This window comes from Flavobacterium sp. WC2409, from assembly GCF_041200085.1.
GTDB lineage: Bacteria > Bacteroidota > Bacteroidia > Flavobacteriales > Flavobacteriaceae > Flavobacterium.
The window spans coordinates 1,908,034-1,926,067 of sequence record NZ_CP165625.1 but is presented as its reverse complement, the minus strand read 5'-3'; the positions used below and the strand labels follow the sequence as shown (position 1 = coordinate 1,926,067).

The following is an 18,034-nucleotide window of genomic DNA, read 5'->3' as shown; positions in this document are numbered from 1 at the left end:
TAACTGATATAAAGATAATAATAATCTTATAATTAGATTTGTATAATTAACAACAAAAATTATAATATTCACACATATTCAATAAATTAAAATAAATTTTAATTTATTGAATATTAAACATATGAAAGCTAAATAGAAGTTGATTATTTAAACAAGACTGTTCTAGGTTTAGCTAACTCGAAGGTTTGAAAACCAAAATCTGTGGTCTGAAAAGCATTAGTTCTAAAAACATTGTCCCCTTCAAAAGGAATTGTTGGGTAGTACGAAAGTGAAAATTGAAAGGAACTAAAAACTAAATAGTCATTACTTATTATAACGCCAATTCCAATTTTAGAATAGGCCTTGCTTTTTTGTACGCTACTTTGACTATTTCCAATAACGGCAATGGTATAATTAAAATAAGGATTCATGCGAAACCCACCAATATCTTTTGGAGCATAGGATTGTGTTTGTAGTGTCATGACCATTTTATTTGTTCCATACACCGCACTATTAAATCCTTGGATCCCATAATTTTCATTAATTGAAAGTTGATCCCCAATCGAGTTTTTCCGATTTAATCCAATAAGTACTTGCGGTTTTATAAACTGTCTAAATTTCCACTTTCCCAGCTCTATTAAGTGGGTGAAATAATTGGCTTGAAAGGAAAAGGCTGACTGCTCTGTTTTAGACTGATTAAAAAAAGTACCAACTTCTAAATTGGTACTCAAAAATCCCCATTTATGATAATTACCAAACGAAATTTGGGCGCCTAGATAAGGCCTCCAACTTTTATTTTTGTATTGATAACCTGCAGTTATTCCGTAAATTCTTCCAATGGGAACATCTTCAATGATTCCATTTTTAAAGATGTACTTGTCTTCAATAAATTTTCGGGTATTGATACCTATTCCCATTAGTAATGATTTTTCATTCGAATAAAAATCGATTGGGTCATAATCAATTGAAGGACTTTCAATATAATTCTTATTCATAAAACCCCCTGCTAAAATCAGATTTGTTGTTCTTTCATTTACTGAGTTTGCTTTAAATATATTAAATGCTTTTCCTAACCAAAAATCATGAGAGCTGTATTTGAAATTTTGTTCTACATAAATCAAGTCTCTTCCTTGTAAGGTATCTTTTCTAAATTGTTGTTCTAAAAAAATACCTCCAGCCCATTTAGTTAGTGGAGAATAAAATGGTCTTTCAATATCGATACTTTTAGTATAATTATTTTCAAGATCAGTTTGGTATTTTAATTTTGTTTTAATGAAAGTATTCTTAATATTAGGGATGGTATAAGCTAAGTTATTGGCATTTTTTCCATCACTAAAGCGATTTGTAAAACGATAGTCAAATTGTTGTCCAGTACCAAAAAAGTTATTTTCATTTAGTCCTACAGAAATACGGGAATTTGAAACTTCAAATTTTGGGATGGTACTCCATGAGTCCAATACCCGAATGTACACATCAACAGAGTCACTTGTTTTACTAATTAATTCTTCCGAAATGGTTACTCTGTTAACAAATCGTTGTGATCTAATGATACGTTCAGACTCTTGAATTATGAAAGAATTGTACTCACTGTTTTTTTTAAATAGCAGTAAATTTTTAATAGCCAATTCTTTCGTTTTAAGATGGAGTCTGTTTCCTGTTCTTTCTGACCAATTTCGGGGATAAGCAGTTGTATCAGAATCAGAATACCCAAAAGGATCCAGTGTCACTATTGTTATGTTCCGAATAATTTTCCCTTGCAGGTTTTTGTGTGTTTTTTGTTTTGGAATTTTAGCTTTTGCTGTAGCTCTTATAGGCTGAAAAATCAAACCATGCATAAATTTCGTAAACTTATTTTTTTTTGAATACGTTTGAATAGATTTGTACATGTCTGCACTGTCTTTCTCTACTTTGTTTATTTGTGAAAAGGATAATTGACAGCAAAAAAGCATCAAAAATAATAGCGCTATTTTTTGTTTAGGAGACATTTATAAATATTTTTAATTTACAAGAATTAAAAAGCGATATGTTGTCAAAATTGATGAATTAGAATCTATGATTGCGACATTAATTTAAATCGAGTGGTCTAATTTTTGTTAAACCTGCTCTATATCATTTTCAAAAACCATATCATCAGTCAATTTATTTTCTCCTGAATTATTTGTTTTTTTAGAACTATAATTGGTGTCTTTTTTATTTTCCCAAATAATTTTTTTAGGTAAATTATCGCCCATTAAATAGCCCCAAGGTTCTAAAGTTTCTATCTGGTCAAAAACAATTTTTAAAACAGCTAATATTGGTATAGCCAAAAACATTCCTGAAATTCCTGCAATGGCACCACCTATAATTATCCCTATTATTGAAACGAAAGCATTAATTTGTACTTTGGTATTAATGATTAAAGGTACAAGAATATTATTGTCTATTATCTGAACAACTACATTTACTCCTACAACTCCCAATATTATTGATAAATCGGGCGTTCCAGTTAGTGATGCTAAAAATGTCAAAAAACCTGCAATTAAAATACCTATGTAAGGGATAAGGTTTAATATTCCTGTTATAATACCTAGTAATATATAATACTGTATACCAATAAAATAGAGTCCAATGCTAGTTAAAATAGAAACTAAAATCATTTCTATTATTAAACCAGAGATGTAGTTTTGTACAGCACTTTTTATTTGGGCTAAAATGCTTTGTAATTTCTCATGAAATTCAGCTCTAAATAACTTAGTTAAAAATAAAACAAAATGTTTTCTATACAAAAGAATGAGGAAGGTATAAATAGGAATTAAAGTAATACTCATCAGAGTATCAGTAACTGATAGTAGAGTTGTACCAATACTTTCTTTTCCTTTTTTTACGGAGTTTTCCGTAACGTCTTCAATGTATTTCCTTTGTTCCCATAGACTTACCTGAAAATTGGTTCTTATAAAGCGTTGTATGTCAGTAATGAATAGGTTAATGTTTTTTCCGATTTTTTCAAAATCACTGGCTATATCACTAATTTGGTATGAGATAAACGCTAGAATTCCTAAAATAAACAAAACAAAAAGGAGTACGGTGATGCTCACTGCCAATGCATTAGGGAAACGTAATTTTGAATTTAAAAAAGAAACAATTGGTAATAGTAATACCGCAAATAAAAAGGCTAATAATACAGGAATGAAAACATCTTTTCCCATATAAAAAATATAGGTGATACTTATTATGCTTATTAAAGTAAAGCTAAGCCTGATGTAAAAAGGATATTTAATGGTGTTGTTCATGCTATGTTTGTTTTTAAAATAAACAATAAATTCTACTGAAATCACTTACTATTCAACAAGCAAATTTGATGTTTTAATACTAATTTTGAGTTATATGTTTTTTTATATTTTTTATATAATTACCACTTAAAAAAGAAACTTTTGGATAGAATATATTGAAAACAAATGTTAGATATCTAAATATTAGTCTACAAACTCGTTATCGTCAAAATGAATTTTCATTATTGATATTCCTTTTTGAAAAAGGAGGTTGTTGGGGTAGACAATTATTTCACCGTCTTTTGTAACTAATGCTACATGAAATGCACGAATATCCTCAATTTCAGCAATGATAGGGAAATCTTTATCATGTATTCGGATAACATCTCCAATTTTAAAAGGAAACGAAAAGAATAAAATAATTCCAGATGTGATGTTACTTAAAATGGACCATTGGGCAAACATGGCTACCCCTACAACAGTTGTAATAGAGGAAATTGCAATGATGATATCTTTGGTTTGTACTCCCCAGATAAGTATTAATGCTATTATTGCCAGTATATTAGTAAGCAAATTAAGATACTTAATGACCAGATTGGTTCGATGTACAATTCGATTTGTTTTTTCTGCAAAACGCCTAACTAATTTGGAAACAATAATCCGCAATAAAAAAAACACAAATAGGAGAATCCCAGTTGCGAATACTTCTTTTGTAAAATTATTAAAGAAAGTCATACGATACGTTTTATGCTAAGTTACTCAAATATTCGTACACTTTATCAACTGGTAATCCCATAACATTAGCATACGAACCTTCAATTTTTGATACACCAATGAACCCAATCCATTCCTGAATTCCATATGCACCTGCTTTATCATATGGCTTGTAATTATCTATGTAGTACAAAATAGCTTCGTCACTTAATTCGTTAAAAGTAACTTTTGTAGTTTCGGATATAACTTCAGTTTTTACATTAGTTTTAAAACAAACGGATGTAATTACATCATGCGTAGAATTTGATAATGATTTTAAGATGGCAAAAGCATCTTCTTTATCTTTTGGCTTGCCTAAGGCTTTGTTGTTATGCCAAACGATGGTGTCACTGGTAATCAATATTTCATTTTCGTTTAATTCTCCTTCAAATGCACTTGCTTTTAGTTTAGCTAGATAATCAGTGATTTGACCTGCTTTTAATTCTAAAGGGAATATCTCTTCGATTTCTTTTAATCGAATTTCAAAATCCAATTCTAAATCTTTAAAAAACTGTTGTCTTCTAGGTGATCCAGATGCTAAAATGAGCTTGTATTGATTTAATTTATTTTGAAGCATTATATTTTATATTTAAAGTAATAATTACAATTGATAAAATTCCGAAAAGAAGAATCCATTTTAAAAGGATACTGAGTTTATGAAAGTCTTTTTTGTTTTTTGATTCCCAACTTTTTATCGAAAAGTAAATGAGTGGTGCCAAGACAAATACAATCGAATAAAGGGCTGCAAATTGTAAATTATTAGCCATAAAATAATTCTTGATATATACAAGAAGTGAAATTATTGGAATAAAACTTAAAGCAAAAACTAGTTTTGATGTCCTTTTAACTCCTAAAACAATTGGTAGTGTTTTCATTCCCTGATTAGAATCTCCATTTATATCTTCTAAGTCTTTGATGATTTCCCTTAAAAAATTAATTAAGAAAGCAAATACAGCGTAATCAAGTAGTATGGAAAAAAGTACGGCCATTATTTGTTGGTTTTCAGAAGTAATGGCGGGGTATAAATCAAAAATTCCAATAATCACGACACTGAATGATAGCAATAACGCAACGACAAAATTACCAACTAGCAACATTTGCTTCAAGCTGGTTGCGTAAATATATAGTGTTGCGGCAATTAAAATAAAAATGGAGGCAAATCCTGGTTTAGATATTACATTGGATAAATAAAAACCTATCGCAACACCAGTTACGTTTAAAACAGCATAAATATTATATGCTGATGTTTCCGAAATGCTTCTCCCTACAATTAGATTATTTGGTTTATTTTCTAAGTCTGTATCTTGGTCAAAAATGTTATTAATCACGTATCCTGCAGCAGCTATCAATACCGTACTTAATACAAGTAAAAGGTATTGCCAGTCGTTTAATGCCAAAGGAATATTTTGCATTTTCAAAAAACCAAACCTAAAAACGAGTTGCATGAAAGCAAGCAGAAGTAAGTTTTGGTATCGAATAAGTTTTAGAAAATTCATGGTTGTTTTTTTTCTGTGCGAGTTCTCTTTTTCTAATTAATGATGACTGAAAATGGTAATCAAAACCGATTTAATCGTGTTTTCCGTCAAAATATTCCATCCATTTTCCTTGTACTTTCATCACTTGCTCAATAACATCACGGGCAGCACCTTTTCCTCCATTTTTATGCGAAATATAAGTTGAAATCCCTTTAATTTCTGGACTAGCATCTTGTGGACAGGTTGGTAATCCTACTAATTTCATAACGTGATAATCTGGAATATCATCGCCCATATACAGTACTTGCTCTGGGTTTATCGAATACAGTTCTGTATATTCTTTAAACGTTTCTACTTTATCGGGTGTTCCTAAATGAATGTCGGTAATACCTAAATTACGCAAGCGCACACGAACCCCTTCATTACTTCCTCCAGAAATAATACAAACGTTATACCCGCTTTCCACAGCTGCTTTCAAAGCGTAACCGTCACGAATATTCATAGTTCTTAGAATTTCACCTTCGGTGGTTACAAATACGGAACTGTCTGTAAGTACGCCGTCAACATCAAAAATAAACGTAGTGATGTCATTCATTAATTCTTTATAACTTTTTGCCATTATCTTGTATTGATTGTGTTAGTATTTTATAAATGTTGGATTGATTGCTATTTGTTAAAAATAATTGATGTGCTTCAATGGTTTGCTTGTCATTACGTATCGCAGGACCGGTTTGTGCTTCCTCTGGTGATAGGGTCATTATTTTTTGAGCGGTTTCTTGAATTAGTGGTTGTAAAATAGCAAAAGGAACTTGGTGTTCCTTGCAGATTTCATTTCCTAAATGGTATAAGTGATTGGTGAAATTATTGACAAAAACGGCCGCTACATGCAAGGCTTTTCTTTGTTCAGAGTTAATGGTATACACTTTTTCGGAAATGGATTTTGCTACTTTATCTAATAATTGATAATCCGTTGCATTTTCACTTTCTAAACAAATAGGGATGGTTTTAAAATCGACTTCCTTGTTTTTAGTAAACGTTTGTAGCGGATAAAAGACCCCTTTTCGATTGTTATTATTTAAATTATCCAATGAAACACTACCAGAAGTATGAACAACCAATCTGTTTTTGAACTGTAATTGATCAGAAACCTTGGTTATAGCATCATCAGTAATGGCTATTATATATAAATCAGCTTCTTGCAGCTCAGCATAATCAGTAACAATTTTTTTAAAGTCAAGTAAATGAGCAAGAGTTTCTTTTTTTCTTGAATATACTTGAACTAATTCAATCTCGTTCCCATTGTTTTGGGATTTTTGTAGTGCAGCTATCAAATGTTGCGAAACATTTCCAGAGCCAATAATAATAACTTTAACCATTTGACAAAATTAGCAATTTTTTTTAAAGTCTTTACAACTATTCTTACGTTGCATTTTTTATAAAATCCCTAAAAAAACAATCTATTAGTTGTTGTAAAAGGCTTAATTTTAGATTAAATTAACAATTGCTCAAATATAGAAGTCAACATTTTTAAGTACTTTTGTGGCACTTTTAAAAAACACAATTCCTTTAAAATGAATAAAAAATTATTCTCCATTTTATTTTCTACACGATTAATGGCCATTTTGTTCTTGACTTTTGCGATTGCAATGGGTACAGGAACTTTCATCGAAAGTAAATACAATACTGACACTGCTCGAATTTTAGTTTATAACACTTGGTGGTTTGAAGCTATAATGGTGTTTTTTATGATTAATTTCATTGGAAATATAAAGCGTTATCAGTTATTAAAGAAAGAAAAATGGGCTACATTATTACTTCATTTGGCTTTTATTTTTATTCTTTTGGGAGCTTTTGTAACTCGCTATATCAGTTATGAAGGAATGATGCCAATACGTGAAGGTGCTGCCGAAAATCAATTTTATTCTGATAAAACATTTCTTACTGTCTTTGTTGATGGGGAATACAAAGGCGAAATGAAACGTAGAGTTTTTGAGAAAAAATTATTGCTTTCTCCAGTTACTAATAATGATTTTACAATTTCTGATAAATTTGCAGATACTCCTTTTGAAATAGAATACAAGAATTTTATTATGGGAGCCAAGGAATATGTAAAGGCGGATTCAAAAGGTATATTATATTTAAAATTAGTAGAAGCAGGTGATGGTGGTCGTGAAGAACATTTCTTGAAAGAAGGAGAAGTTCAAAATATTCACAACGTTTTATTTGCTTTAAATAAACCTACTGAAGGAGCTATAAACATCAATACAACTGGAACTGCATATACAATCCAGACTCCTTTTGAAGGTAATTTTATGCGAATGGCTGATAAACTTCAGGGAGCTGTTACTAAAGATATTGTACAACCTTTAATGATGCGATCTCTTTATAGTATTGGAGAAAAACGTTTTGTATTTCCTGATCCAGCTGTAAAAGGGGTGATAGATTATGAATCGAGTAACGATTTTAAAGCTAAAAATCATGAAGATGCTTTAGTGTTGAAAGTAAAAGCCGAAGGTCAAGAAAAAGAAGTTACCATTGTAGGTTCAAAAGGAAAAGTAGGGCAGTTTCAAACCGTAAAAATTGGTGCGATAGATTATACTTTTTTCTATGGTAGTAAAGCATATGTTTTACCCTTTAAAATAAAATTGAATGATTTTATAGCTCAAAAATATCCTGGTACGGAGAAAAGCTATTCTTCATTTGAAAGTAAAGTTACGGTTCAAGATAGTACTGAAACTTTTGACGCCAGAATTTTTATGAATCATGTTTTGGATTACAAAGGGTATCGTTTCTTTCAGTCTTCATTTGATCCAGATGAGAAAGGGACTGTACTTTCAGTAAATCATGATTCTTGGGGAACAGGGATTACATATGCTGGGTATTTCATGTTGTTTTTTGCGATGATGGCTATAATGTTTACGAAGCATTCTCGATTTACTGATATAAAAAGAAAATTAGAAGTGGTAAAAGATAAAAAAGCAAAACTGCTGACTGTTTTAGTTTTATTGTTAAGTTTTAATGGTTTTGCGCAAGTTCATAATCACGATCATGATGCCAATGGAAATCATGCCGATCATGCTGAAAATGAGAGCCACATGCGAGTAGCTCCTACGGAAAAACAAATAGATTCCTTGATTAATAAATTCAAAGTATCTGAAGAACATGCTTCCAAGTTTGGACGATTGGTCATTCAAGATGCGGGTGGTAGAATGAAGCCTATTAATACTTTTTCATCTGAATTATTACGAAAAGTGAGTCATTCTAATGATTATAAAGGGATGAATTCTGATCAAGTTTTCTTATCTATATCTCAATATGCTCAATTATGGATTGAAGTGCCTTTGATTTATTTAAGAAGTGGAAACGATAGTATCCGAAAATTAATAGGTGTAGATGTTAAAGCTACAACAGCTCCTTTTATAGCCTTTTTTGATGCCAAAGGGAATTATAAGTTATCACCTTATTTGGATGCGGCTTACAAGGCGGCTAATCCAAATCAATTTGAAAAAGACTTTATTGAGACGGATAAGAAAGTAAATTTAATGGAATCAGCATTAAGTGGTAGTATTTTAAAAATATTCCCCATACCAAATGATCCTAATAATAAGTGGATTTCAACATTAGAGTTGGAACATGCTGGTTTAAAAGGTATGGATTCTACGTATACTAAAAGTGTTTTACCGTTGTATTTTGGCGCTTTAAATCATGCTTCTATATCAAATGATTATAAAAATGCGGATGATTTAGTGGAAAGTATTCATGGGTATCAAAAGAAATTTGGGATCAAAGTGTTACCAAGTGATGACAAAATTTCATTGGAGATACTGTACAACAAATACGATTTACTTCAAAAATTACCATTCGCTTATTTATATGCTGCCATATTGATGATGTTGTTTGTTATCCTTCAAATTTTCAAGGATAAAAAAGTATTGCGTTTTCTAGTAAATGCGATGCATATTGTTATAGCTACTTTGTTTGTACTGCATACGGTAACTCTAGGAGCACGCTGGTACATTTCAGGGCATGCGCCATGGAGTAATGCGTATGAAGCGATTGTTTACGTAGCTTGGGCAACGATGTTTTTTGGGCTAGCATTTGATATTAAATCGAAACTGACTGTGGCGTCTGCAGCATTCGTATCGGCAATGATTCTTGCAGCTGCTTATGCCAACTGGATTGATCCAGAAATAGCTAATTTACAGCCTGTACTTAATTCGTATTGGTTAATGATTCACGTAGCCGTTATTGTGGCTAGTTATGGACCATTTGCACTCGGAATGATATTAGGTTTTGTTTCCTTGTTATTGATCTTTTTCACCAATGAAAAGAACAAAGCTAAAATGGATTTGAATATTCAAGAGATCACCTATATCAATGAAATGGCATTAACTATTGGATTGATTATGTTAACTATTGGTAACTTCCTTGGGGGACAATGGGCCAATGAAAGTTGGGGACGTTACTGGGGATGGGATCCAAAAGAAACTTGGGCATTAATCAGTATCATGGTTTACGCTTTTGTGATTCACGCTCGATTTGTTCCTTCTTTAAGAGGGAAATGGATTTTTAACTTGATGAGTATGTTTGCTTTTGTGTCTATTTTGTTCACCTATTATGGTGTGAATTTTCACCTAGTAGGATTACACTCTTACGCCAGTGGTGAAGCACATTCTCTAAGTTGGATTTGGTATTCTCTTGGAACAATTTCTTTTATAGGAGCTGTTACTTATCCAAAATATAAAAAGTATTACAAGAAATAATTTTTTGTTTAATTAAAAAAAGGTTCAACTGACAAAGTTGAACCTTTTTTTTGCGGTTGGTATTGCTATAGAATACATGCTTTATTGTTGAAATTTCAAGGTTTTAACGTTTTTTAATTAATTAAAAGTTTGTTTTTAGGTTTATATCAATAAAAATTATGTAATTCATCGGATTAATTGGTATTTAATCTATATTTGTTAAGAGTTTCTTAATTTTAAAGTTCCATTGAGCGACTTTTATATAGATTTTTTTTAATTAGTTGCTTATGAGGTATATACTATTGCTTTTTACCGTGACCTTTCAAGGACAAGTTCTACATCATCAAATGTTATCGTCGCAAGGTAATACCAAAAAACTTTCAAATGGAATAGTTATTAATCAAACTATTGGTCAGCAAAGTATCATTGGGACTTCAAAAGATGGTTTTGTTGTTATGCAAGGTTTTCAACAAAGCCTTTGGAGTAACTATATTGCTACCAATACTGTAGCTGTAATTTCGACGAAAACTTACCCTAATCCATTTGCAAATACTATTAATTTTCAATTTTCTAAATCAATTACGGAACCAATAGCTATTCATGTTTATGATAGTAGCGGGCGTTTAGTTTTTCAAGGAAATAGGAGTGCAAATGGTACAATTTTGAGTGTTGATTTATCAAATTTACCTACCTCTCCTTATTTAGTTAGTCTCAAGTCTAATGCATTCACATATTATACTCAAATTATAAAACTATGATAAAAAACTACTCTTTAATTGCTTTTATTATAGGATGTTATTATCTGTTTTCTCAAAAAACAGATCTGTTTTTTTATGAAAAATCTACAAAACATAATAAGAAAAAAACCTTTCCTAAACTAATCTTTAATTACACTAAGGGGATTAGTTGATTTTTGTTGAGATAGTTTTAACCAAATAGTAGATTATAATTTGGGTTGAATCATAAATCAACATGATTTTATAAGATCATTATTAACTACACATCAATTAGTTCTAAAAGTTCATTTCAATATTAATTCATTTCATCATGAAAAAAATAATTATACTATTACTGTTTTTTGTTGCAACTAAAAATTTTGCACAAACTAATGGAATTACATACCAAGCCGTAATAATGAATACTCAGGCTAACCAATCTTCTGGGGTAATCAATCCCAACCTGCCTTTAGTTGAAAAAGATATTTGTATGGTTTTTAAATTTATTGATGAATTTTCAAATATTGAATACCAGGAAACAGTTCAAACCACAACCGATCTATTTGGAATGGTTAACTTAATTATTGGTTCGGGTATACAAACAGGTGGCTATGCCGATTCTTTCAAAGCAGTGGTTTGGAACTCATCAAATAAAAGTTTAGTTGTTGGAATAGGTACAGATGGGAATTGTTCTAGTTATACAGAGATTAGCAACCAGCCGTTTAACTACGTTCCATTTGCTTTTTCGTCTCAAAATGCTGAAAACGTCACAGGTATTGTTTCTATTGAAAATGGTGGAACAAATGCGACTACGGTTTATGGTGTTAAAACTAATTTTGAAATTGAAAATGTTGACAATACCAGCGATTTAGATAAACCAATAAGTAGTTTAACACTATCTTCTTTAAATGGAAAAGAAAGTTTAGTTAATAAAAGCATTGATGTTGCTTTTGATGGGGCATCAGATACAAAGTACCCAAGCGTAAAATCAGTTAAAACATATATTGATAATAGTTCAAATTCTACTGCAGTAGCCTTAGCGGCAGAAGTAATTAGAGCAACGACCGCTGAAACGGCAAATGCTACGGCAATTTCAAATGAAAGTACCAGAGCCACAACAGCAGAAACAGTAAATGCTACAGCCATTTCAGACGAAAGCACCAGAGCAACAACAGCGGAAACGGCGAATGCTACAGCCATTACAGACGAAAGCACTAGAGCAACGACCGCTGAAACGGCAAACGCTACAGCCATTTCAGACGAAAGTACCAGAGCAAGAACTGCTGAAAATGCAAACGCTACAGCCATTTCAGACGAAAGTACCAGAGCAACAACTGCAGAAACTGCAAACGCTACAGCCATTTTAGATGAAAGCACCAGAGCGACGACAGCCGAAATGGCAAACGCTACGGTGCTTTCTACAGAGGTTACTAGTCGTACAAATGCAGATTTATTAAAAGAAGATTTAGTTAATAAAAGTTTAGATGTTACTACTGATGGGGCATCAGATACAAAGTACCCAAGTGTAAAATCAGTTAAAACATATGTTGATGCTAGTTCAAGTTCTGCTTCACTAGCTTTAGCTGTAGAAGTAATAAGAGCAACAACTGCCGAAACAGCAAATGCCACAGCCATTAGTTCAGAAACAACTAGAGCAACAACAGCTGAAACGGCAAATGCTACTGCAATTAGTTCAGAAACAACTAGAGCAACAACCGCTGAAACGGCAAATGCTACAGCCATTTTGGATGAAAGTACTAGAGCAACAACAGCTGAAACGGCAAACGCTACAGCCATTTTAGACGAAAGCACTAGAGCAACAACGGCAGAAACCGCAAATGCGACAGCTATTTCAGACGAAAGTACCAGAGCAACAACGGCTGAAACGGCAAATGTTACAGCCATTTTAGACGAAAGTACTAGAGCAACAACAGCCGAAACGGCAAATGCTACATCCATTTTAGACGAAAGCACTAGAGCAACAACAGCTGAAACATTTAATGCCACAGCTATTTTAGATGAAAGTACAAGAGCAACAACCGCTGAAACGGCAAATGCTACAGCCATTTCAGACGAAAGTACCAGAGCAACGACCGCTGAAATGGCAAACGCTACAGCAATTTCAGACGAAATTACTAGAGCAACAACAGCCGAAACGGCGAATGCGACAGCAATTTCAGACGAAAGTACCAGAGCTACTACCGCTGAAACCGCAAATGCTACAGCAATATCAGACGAAAGCACTAGAGCAACAACCGCTGAAACGGCGAATGCTACAGCCATTTCAGATGAAAATACTAGAGCAACAACAGCAGAAACGGCAAACGCTACAGCCATTTTAGATGAAAGTACCAGAGCAACAACGGCTGAAACGGCAAATGCTACAGCCATTACAGCCGAAAGTACTAGAGCAACAACCGCTGAAACGGCAAATGCTACAGCCATTTCAGATGAAAGTACCAGAGCAACGACCGCTGAAACGGCGAACGCTACAGCCATTTCAGACGAAAGTACTAGAGCAACAACAGCTGAAACGGCAAACGCTACAGCCATTTTAGACGAAAGTATTAGAGCAACAACAGCAGAAACGGCAAACGCTACGGCGATCACAGACGAAATTACTAGAGCAACAACAGCCGAAACGGCGAATGCGACAGCTATTTCAGACGAAAGTACCAGAGCAACGACAGCCGAAACCGCAAATGTTATAGCTATTTCAAACGAAAGCACTAGAGCAACAACTGCTGAAACGGCAAATGCTACAGCAATTTCAGACGAAAGCACTAGAGCAACGACAGCCGAAACGACGAATGCCACAGCCATTTCAGATGAAAGTACCAGAGCAACAACGGCTGAAACAGCGAACGCTACAGCCATTTCAGATGAAAATACTAGAGCAACAACAGCAGAAACGGCAAATGCTACAGCAATTTCAGATGAAAGCACCAGAGCAACAACAGCTGAAACCGCAAATACTACGGCGCTTTCTACGGAGGTTACTAATCGTACAAATGCAGATTTATTAAAAGAAGATTTAGTTAATAAAAGTTTAGATGTTACTACTGATGGAGTATCAGACACAAAGTACCCAAGCGTAAAATCAGTTAAAACATATGTTGATGCTAGTTCAAGTTCTGCTTCACTAGCTTTAGCAGTAGAAGTAACAAGAGCAACAACAGCTGAAACGGCGAATGCTACAGCCATTTCAGATGAAAATACTAGAGCAACAACAGCTGAAACGGCAAATGCTACTGCAATTAGTTCAGAAACAACTAGAGCAACAACCGCTGAAACGGCAAATGCTACAGCCATTTTGGATGAAAGTACTAGAGCAACAACAGCTGAAACAGCAAATGCTACAGCCATTTTAGACGAAAGTACTAGAGCAATAACAGCCGAAACGGCAAATGCTACAGCTATTTTAGACGAAAGTACTAGAGCAACAACAGCCGAAACGGCAAATGCTACAGCAATTTCAGACGAAAGCACTAGAGCAACAACCGCTGAAACGGCGAACGCTACCGCAATTTCAGATGAAAGTACCAGAGCAACGACAGCCGAAACCGCAAATGCGACAGCTATTTCAGCCGAAAGCACTAGAGCAACAACAGCTGAAACGGCAAATGCTACTGCAATTAGTTCAGAAACAACTAGAGCAATAACAGCTGAAACCGCAAACGCTACAGCCATTTCAGATGAAAGTACCAGAGCAACGACCGCTGAAACAGCGACCGCTACAGCCATTTCAGATGAAAGTACTAGAGCAACAACAGCTGAAACGGCAAACGCTACAGCCATTTTAGACGAAAGTATTAGAGCAACAACAGCAGAAACGGCAAACGCTACGGCGATCACAGACGAAATTACTAGAGCAACAACAGCCGAAACGGCGAATGCGACAGCTATTTCAGACGAAAGTACCAGAGCAACGACAGCCGAAACCGCAAATGTTATAGCTATTTCAAACGAAAGCACTAGAGCAACAACTGCTGAAACGGCAAATGCTACAGCAATTTCAGACGAAAGCACTAGAGCAACGACAGCCGAAACGACGAATGCCACAGCCATTTCAGATGAAAGTACCAGAGCAACAACGGCTGAAACAGCGAACGCTACAGCCATTTCAGATGAAAATACTAGAGCAACAACAGCAGAAACGGCAAATGCTACAGCAATTTCAGATGAAAGCACCAGAGCAACAACAGCTGAAACCGCAAATACTACGGCGCTTTCTACGGAGGTTACTAATCGTACAAATGCAGATTTATTAAAAGAAGATTTAGTTAATAAAAGTTTAGATGTTACTACTGATGGAGTATCAGACACAAAGTACCCAAGCGTAAAATCAGTTAAAACATATGTTGATGCTAGTTCAAGTTCTGCTTCACTAGCTTTAGCAGTAGAAGTAACAAGAGCAACAACAGCTGAAACGGCGAATGCTACAGCCATTTCAGATGAAAATACTAGAGCAACAACAGCTGAAACGGCAAATGCTACTGCAATTAGTTCAGAAACAACTAGAGCAACAACCGCTGAAACGGCAAATGCTACAGCCATTTTGGATGAAAGTACTAGAGCAACAACAGCTGAAACAGCAAATGCTACAGCCATTTTAGACGAAAGTACTAGAGCAACAACAGCCGAAACGGCAAATGCTACAGCAATTTCAGACGAAAGCACTAGAGCAACAACAGCTGAAACGGCGAACGCTACGGCGATCACAGACGAAAGTACTAGAGCAACAACAGCTGAAACGGCAAACGCTACAGCCATTTTAGACGAAAGTATTAGAGCAACAACAGCAGAAACGGCAAACGCTACGGCGATCACAGACGAAATTACTAGAGCAACAACAGCCGAAACGGCGAATGCGACAGCTATTTCAGACGAAAGTACTAGAGCAACGACCGCTGAAATGGCAAACGCTACAGCAATTTTAGATGAAAGTACCAGAGCAACAACAGCTGAAATGGCAAATGCTACAGCTATTTCAGACGAAAGTACTAGAGCAACAACAGCTGAAACGGCAAATGCTACTGCAATTAGTTCAGAAACAACTAGAGCAACAACCGCTGAAACGGCAAATGCTACAGCCATTTTGGATGAAAGTACTAGAGCAACAACAGTTGAAACAGCAAATGCTACAGCCATTTTAGACGAAAGTACTAGAGCAACAATAGCAGAAACGGCAAACGCTACGGCGATCACAGACGAAATTACTAGAGCAATAACAGCCGAAACGGCGAATGCTACAGCTATTTTAGACGAAAGTACCAGAGCAACAACGGCTGAAACGGCAAATGCTACAGCTATTTTGGATGAAAGTACTAGAGCAACAACAGCCGAAACGGCAAATGCTACAGCAATTTCAGACGAAAGCACTAGAGCAACAACAGCTGAAACGGCGAACGCTACCGCAATTTCAGATGAAAGTACCAGAGCAACGACAGCCGAAACCGCAAATGCGACAGCTATTTCAGCCGAAAGCACTAGAGCAACAACAGCTGAAACCGCAAACGCTACAGCTATTTTAGATGAAAGCACAAGAGCAACAACGGCAGAAACAGCGAACGCTACAGCCATTTTGGATGAAAGTACTAGAGCAACAACAGCTGAAACGGCAAACGCTACAGCCATTTTAGATGAAAGTACCAGAGCAACAACCGCTGAAACGGCGAACGCTACAGCCATTACAGCCGAAAGTACTAGAGCAACAACAGCAGAAACTGCAAACGCTACGGCGATCACAGACGAAATTACTAGAGCAACAACAGCAGAAACGGCGAATGCGACAGCTATTTCAGACGAAAGTACCAGAGCAACGACAGCCGAAACCGCAAATGCTATAGCTATTTCAGACGAAAGCACTAGAGCAACAACTGCTGAAACGGCAACTGCTACAGCAATTTCAGACGAAAGCACTAGAGCAACGACAGCCGAAACGACGAATGCCACAGCCATTTTAGATGAAAGTACCAGAGCAACAACGGCTGAAACGGCAAATACTACAGCAATCGCAGACGAAAGTACTAGAGCAACAACAGCTGAAACAGCAAATGCTACAGCTATCTCAGACGAAAGCAGTAGAGCCTTAGCCTCTGAATCTGCTATCGAGACCAATTTGGCTACAGAAACTACAAATCGTATCAATGCTGATTTATTGAAAGCTGATTTGGATTCACCAACCTTTACGGGAACTCCATTTGCTCCAACAGCTGCATCTTCAACTAATTCGACACAAATAGCAACAACTGAATATGTAACAAGTGCAATTACCACTTCTGGTAGTAATTTTTTACCCTTGACCGGTGGAGCCTTAAGTGGTTCTTTAAGCGGTACAACGGGAGACTTTTCATCTAATTTTAAAGTTTCGTCATTAACTTTAATGGGATCTAGTACATGGGATTTTGCACCGTTTGGATCTGGAGTTACATTGGTTCAGGGCGGTTGTTGTAGAAGATTAACAATTGATAATAATGGAAGATTTGGTATAGGAGCAAACTATACCCCATTGTATCAATTAGATGTTGAAGGTGATGGCCGATTCACTAGTTCGGTAACTGCAACTTCTTTTATAATGGATGGAGGAACTTCTTCCCAATTTTTAAAAGCAGATGGAAGTACTGATACTAATGTTTACCTCACAAGCAGTGATAATGCTACTAATGTAACAGGAATAGTTGCAATTGCTAATGGAGGAACGGGGTCGTCAAGTCAAAATTTTGTGGACCTGACAACTACCCAAACAATATCTGGAACTAAGACATTTGATTCAGATTTAAATACTAGCGGAGACCTAACCGCGGCTTCTTATATAAAATCAGGAGGTACATCATCACAATATTTAATGGCTGATGGTTCTGTCTCTTTGGCAGCAACTCCTGTTCGAGAAGTTGCAGATGAATTTTCGGCAACAGCTAGTCAAACTAGTTTTACTTTGACTCAAGTTCCATCATTAAATAGTATAGTAAAGATGTATGTGAATGGAATTAGAATTAGTAATACAGCTTATTCCTTGTCAACTGGTACATTAACGTATAATCCAACTAATAATGGTGGATATTCATTATCCGTAAGTGATAGAATTCAGTTTGATTATTTTTATTAATACAGCACTAATA

Annotated in this window: 10 protein-coding genes; 3 read left to right on the top strand and 7 right to left on the bottom strand. The window is 35.0% G+C overall.

Annotated elements, in window-relative coordinates; all coding sequences use genetic code 11:
• Nucleotides 1–143 precede the first annotated feature (143 nt).
• The 7 genes from AB3G34_RS08230 to AB3G34_RS08200 form a co-directional block, all read right to left on the bottom strand.
• Nucleotides 144–1,964, bottom strand: a complete 1,821-nt coding sequence (locus tag AB3G34_RS08230; RefSeq protein ID WP_369754052.1) for a hypothetical protein — start codon at nt 1,962–1,964, stop codon at nt 144–146.
• 108 nt (nt 1,965–2,072) lie between these two features.
• Complete coding sequence (locus AB3G34_RS08225; RefSeq protein ID WP_369754051.1) at nt 2,073–3,248, bottom strand: AI-2E family transporter; 1,176 nt, start codon at nt 3,246–3,248, stop codon at nt 2,073–2,075.
• 183 nt (nt 3,249–3,431) lie between these two features.
• Nucleotides 3,432–3,800, bottom strand: coding sequence for a mechanosensitive ion channel domain-containing protein (locus AB3G34_RS08220; protein ID WP_369754050.1), 369 nt, complete (start codon nt 3,798–3,800; stop codon nt 3,432–3,434).
• Nucleotides 3,801–3,972: 172 nt separating this feature from the next.
• On the bottom strand, nt 3,973–4,557 hold the full coding sequence (locus AB3G34_RS08215) for a Maf-like protein (protein ID WP_367770637.1): 585 nt from the start codon (nt 4,555–4,557) through the stop codon (nt 3,973–3,975).
• Entirely contained in the window at nt 4,544–5,476 is a 933-nt protein-coding gene (locus tag AB3G34_RS08210) for a geranylgeranylglycerol-phosphate geranylgeranyltransferase (protein ID WP_367770634.1), read from the bottom strand. The genes AB3G34_RS08215 and AB3G34_RS08210 overlap by 14 nt, the downstream gene beginning before the upstream one ends.
• A 70-nt stretch (nt 5,477–5,546) precedes the next feature.
• Nucleotides 5,547–6,074 carry a KdsC family phosphatase gene (locus AB3G34_RS08205; RefSeq protein WP_367770631.1) on the bottom strand — a complete coding sequence of 176 codons (528 nt, stop codon included), beginning with the start codon at nt 6,072–6,074 and terminating at the stop codon, nt 5,547–5,549.
• Complete coding sequence (locus AB3G34_RS08200; RefSeq protein WP_369754049.1) at nt 6,058–6,831, bottom strand: Rossmann-like and DUF2520 domain-containing protein; 774 nt, start codon at nt 6,829–6,831, stop codon at nt 6,058–6,060. Before AB3G34_RS08200 ends, AB3G34_RS08205 begins: the two co-directional genes overlap by 17 nt.
• Before the next feature lie 195 nt (nt 6,832–7,026).
• Here AB3G34_RS08200 and ccsA point away from each other — a divergent pair, with 195 nt between their 5' ends.
• The 3 genes from ccsA to AB3G34_RS08185 all read left to right on the top strand — a co-directional run bounded on the left by ccsA (nt 7,027) and on the right by AB3G34_RS08185 (nt 18,021).
• Nucleotides 7,027–10,218 carry a cytochrome c biogenesis protein CcsA gene (ccsA, locus tag AB3G34_RS08195; RefSeq protein WP_369754048.1) on the top strand — a complete coding sequence of 1,064 codons (3,192 nt, stop codon included), beginning with the start codon at nt 7,027–7,029 and terminating at the stop codon, nt 10,216–10,218.
• Between the two features lie 266 nt (nt 10,219–10,484).
• Complete coding sequence (locus AB3G34_RS08190) at nt 10,485–10,955, top strand: T9SS type A sorting domain-containing protein (protein ID WP_369754047.1); 471 nt, start codon at nt 10,485–10,487, stop codon at nt 10,953–10,955.
• A gap of 289 nt (nt 10,956–11,244) precedes the next feature.
• Nucleotides 11,245–18,021 (top strand): hypothetical protein, encoded by a 6,777-nt coding sequence (locus AB3G34_RS08185; protein WP_369754046.1) that lies wholly within the window; start codon nt 11,245–11,247, stop codon nt 18,019–18,021.
• Nucleotides 18,022–18,034: the final 13 nt, after the last annotated feature.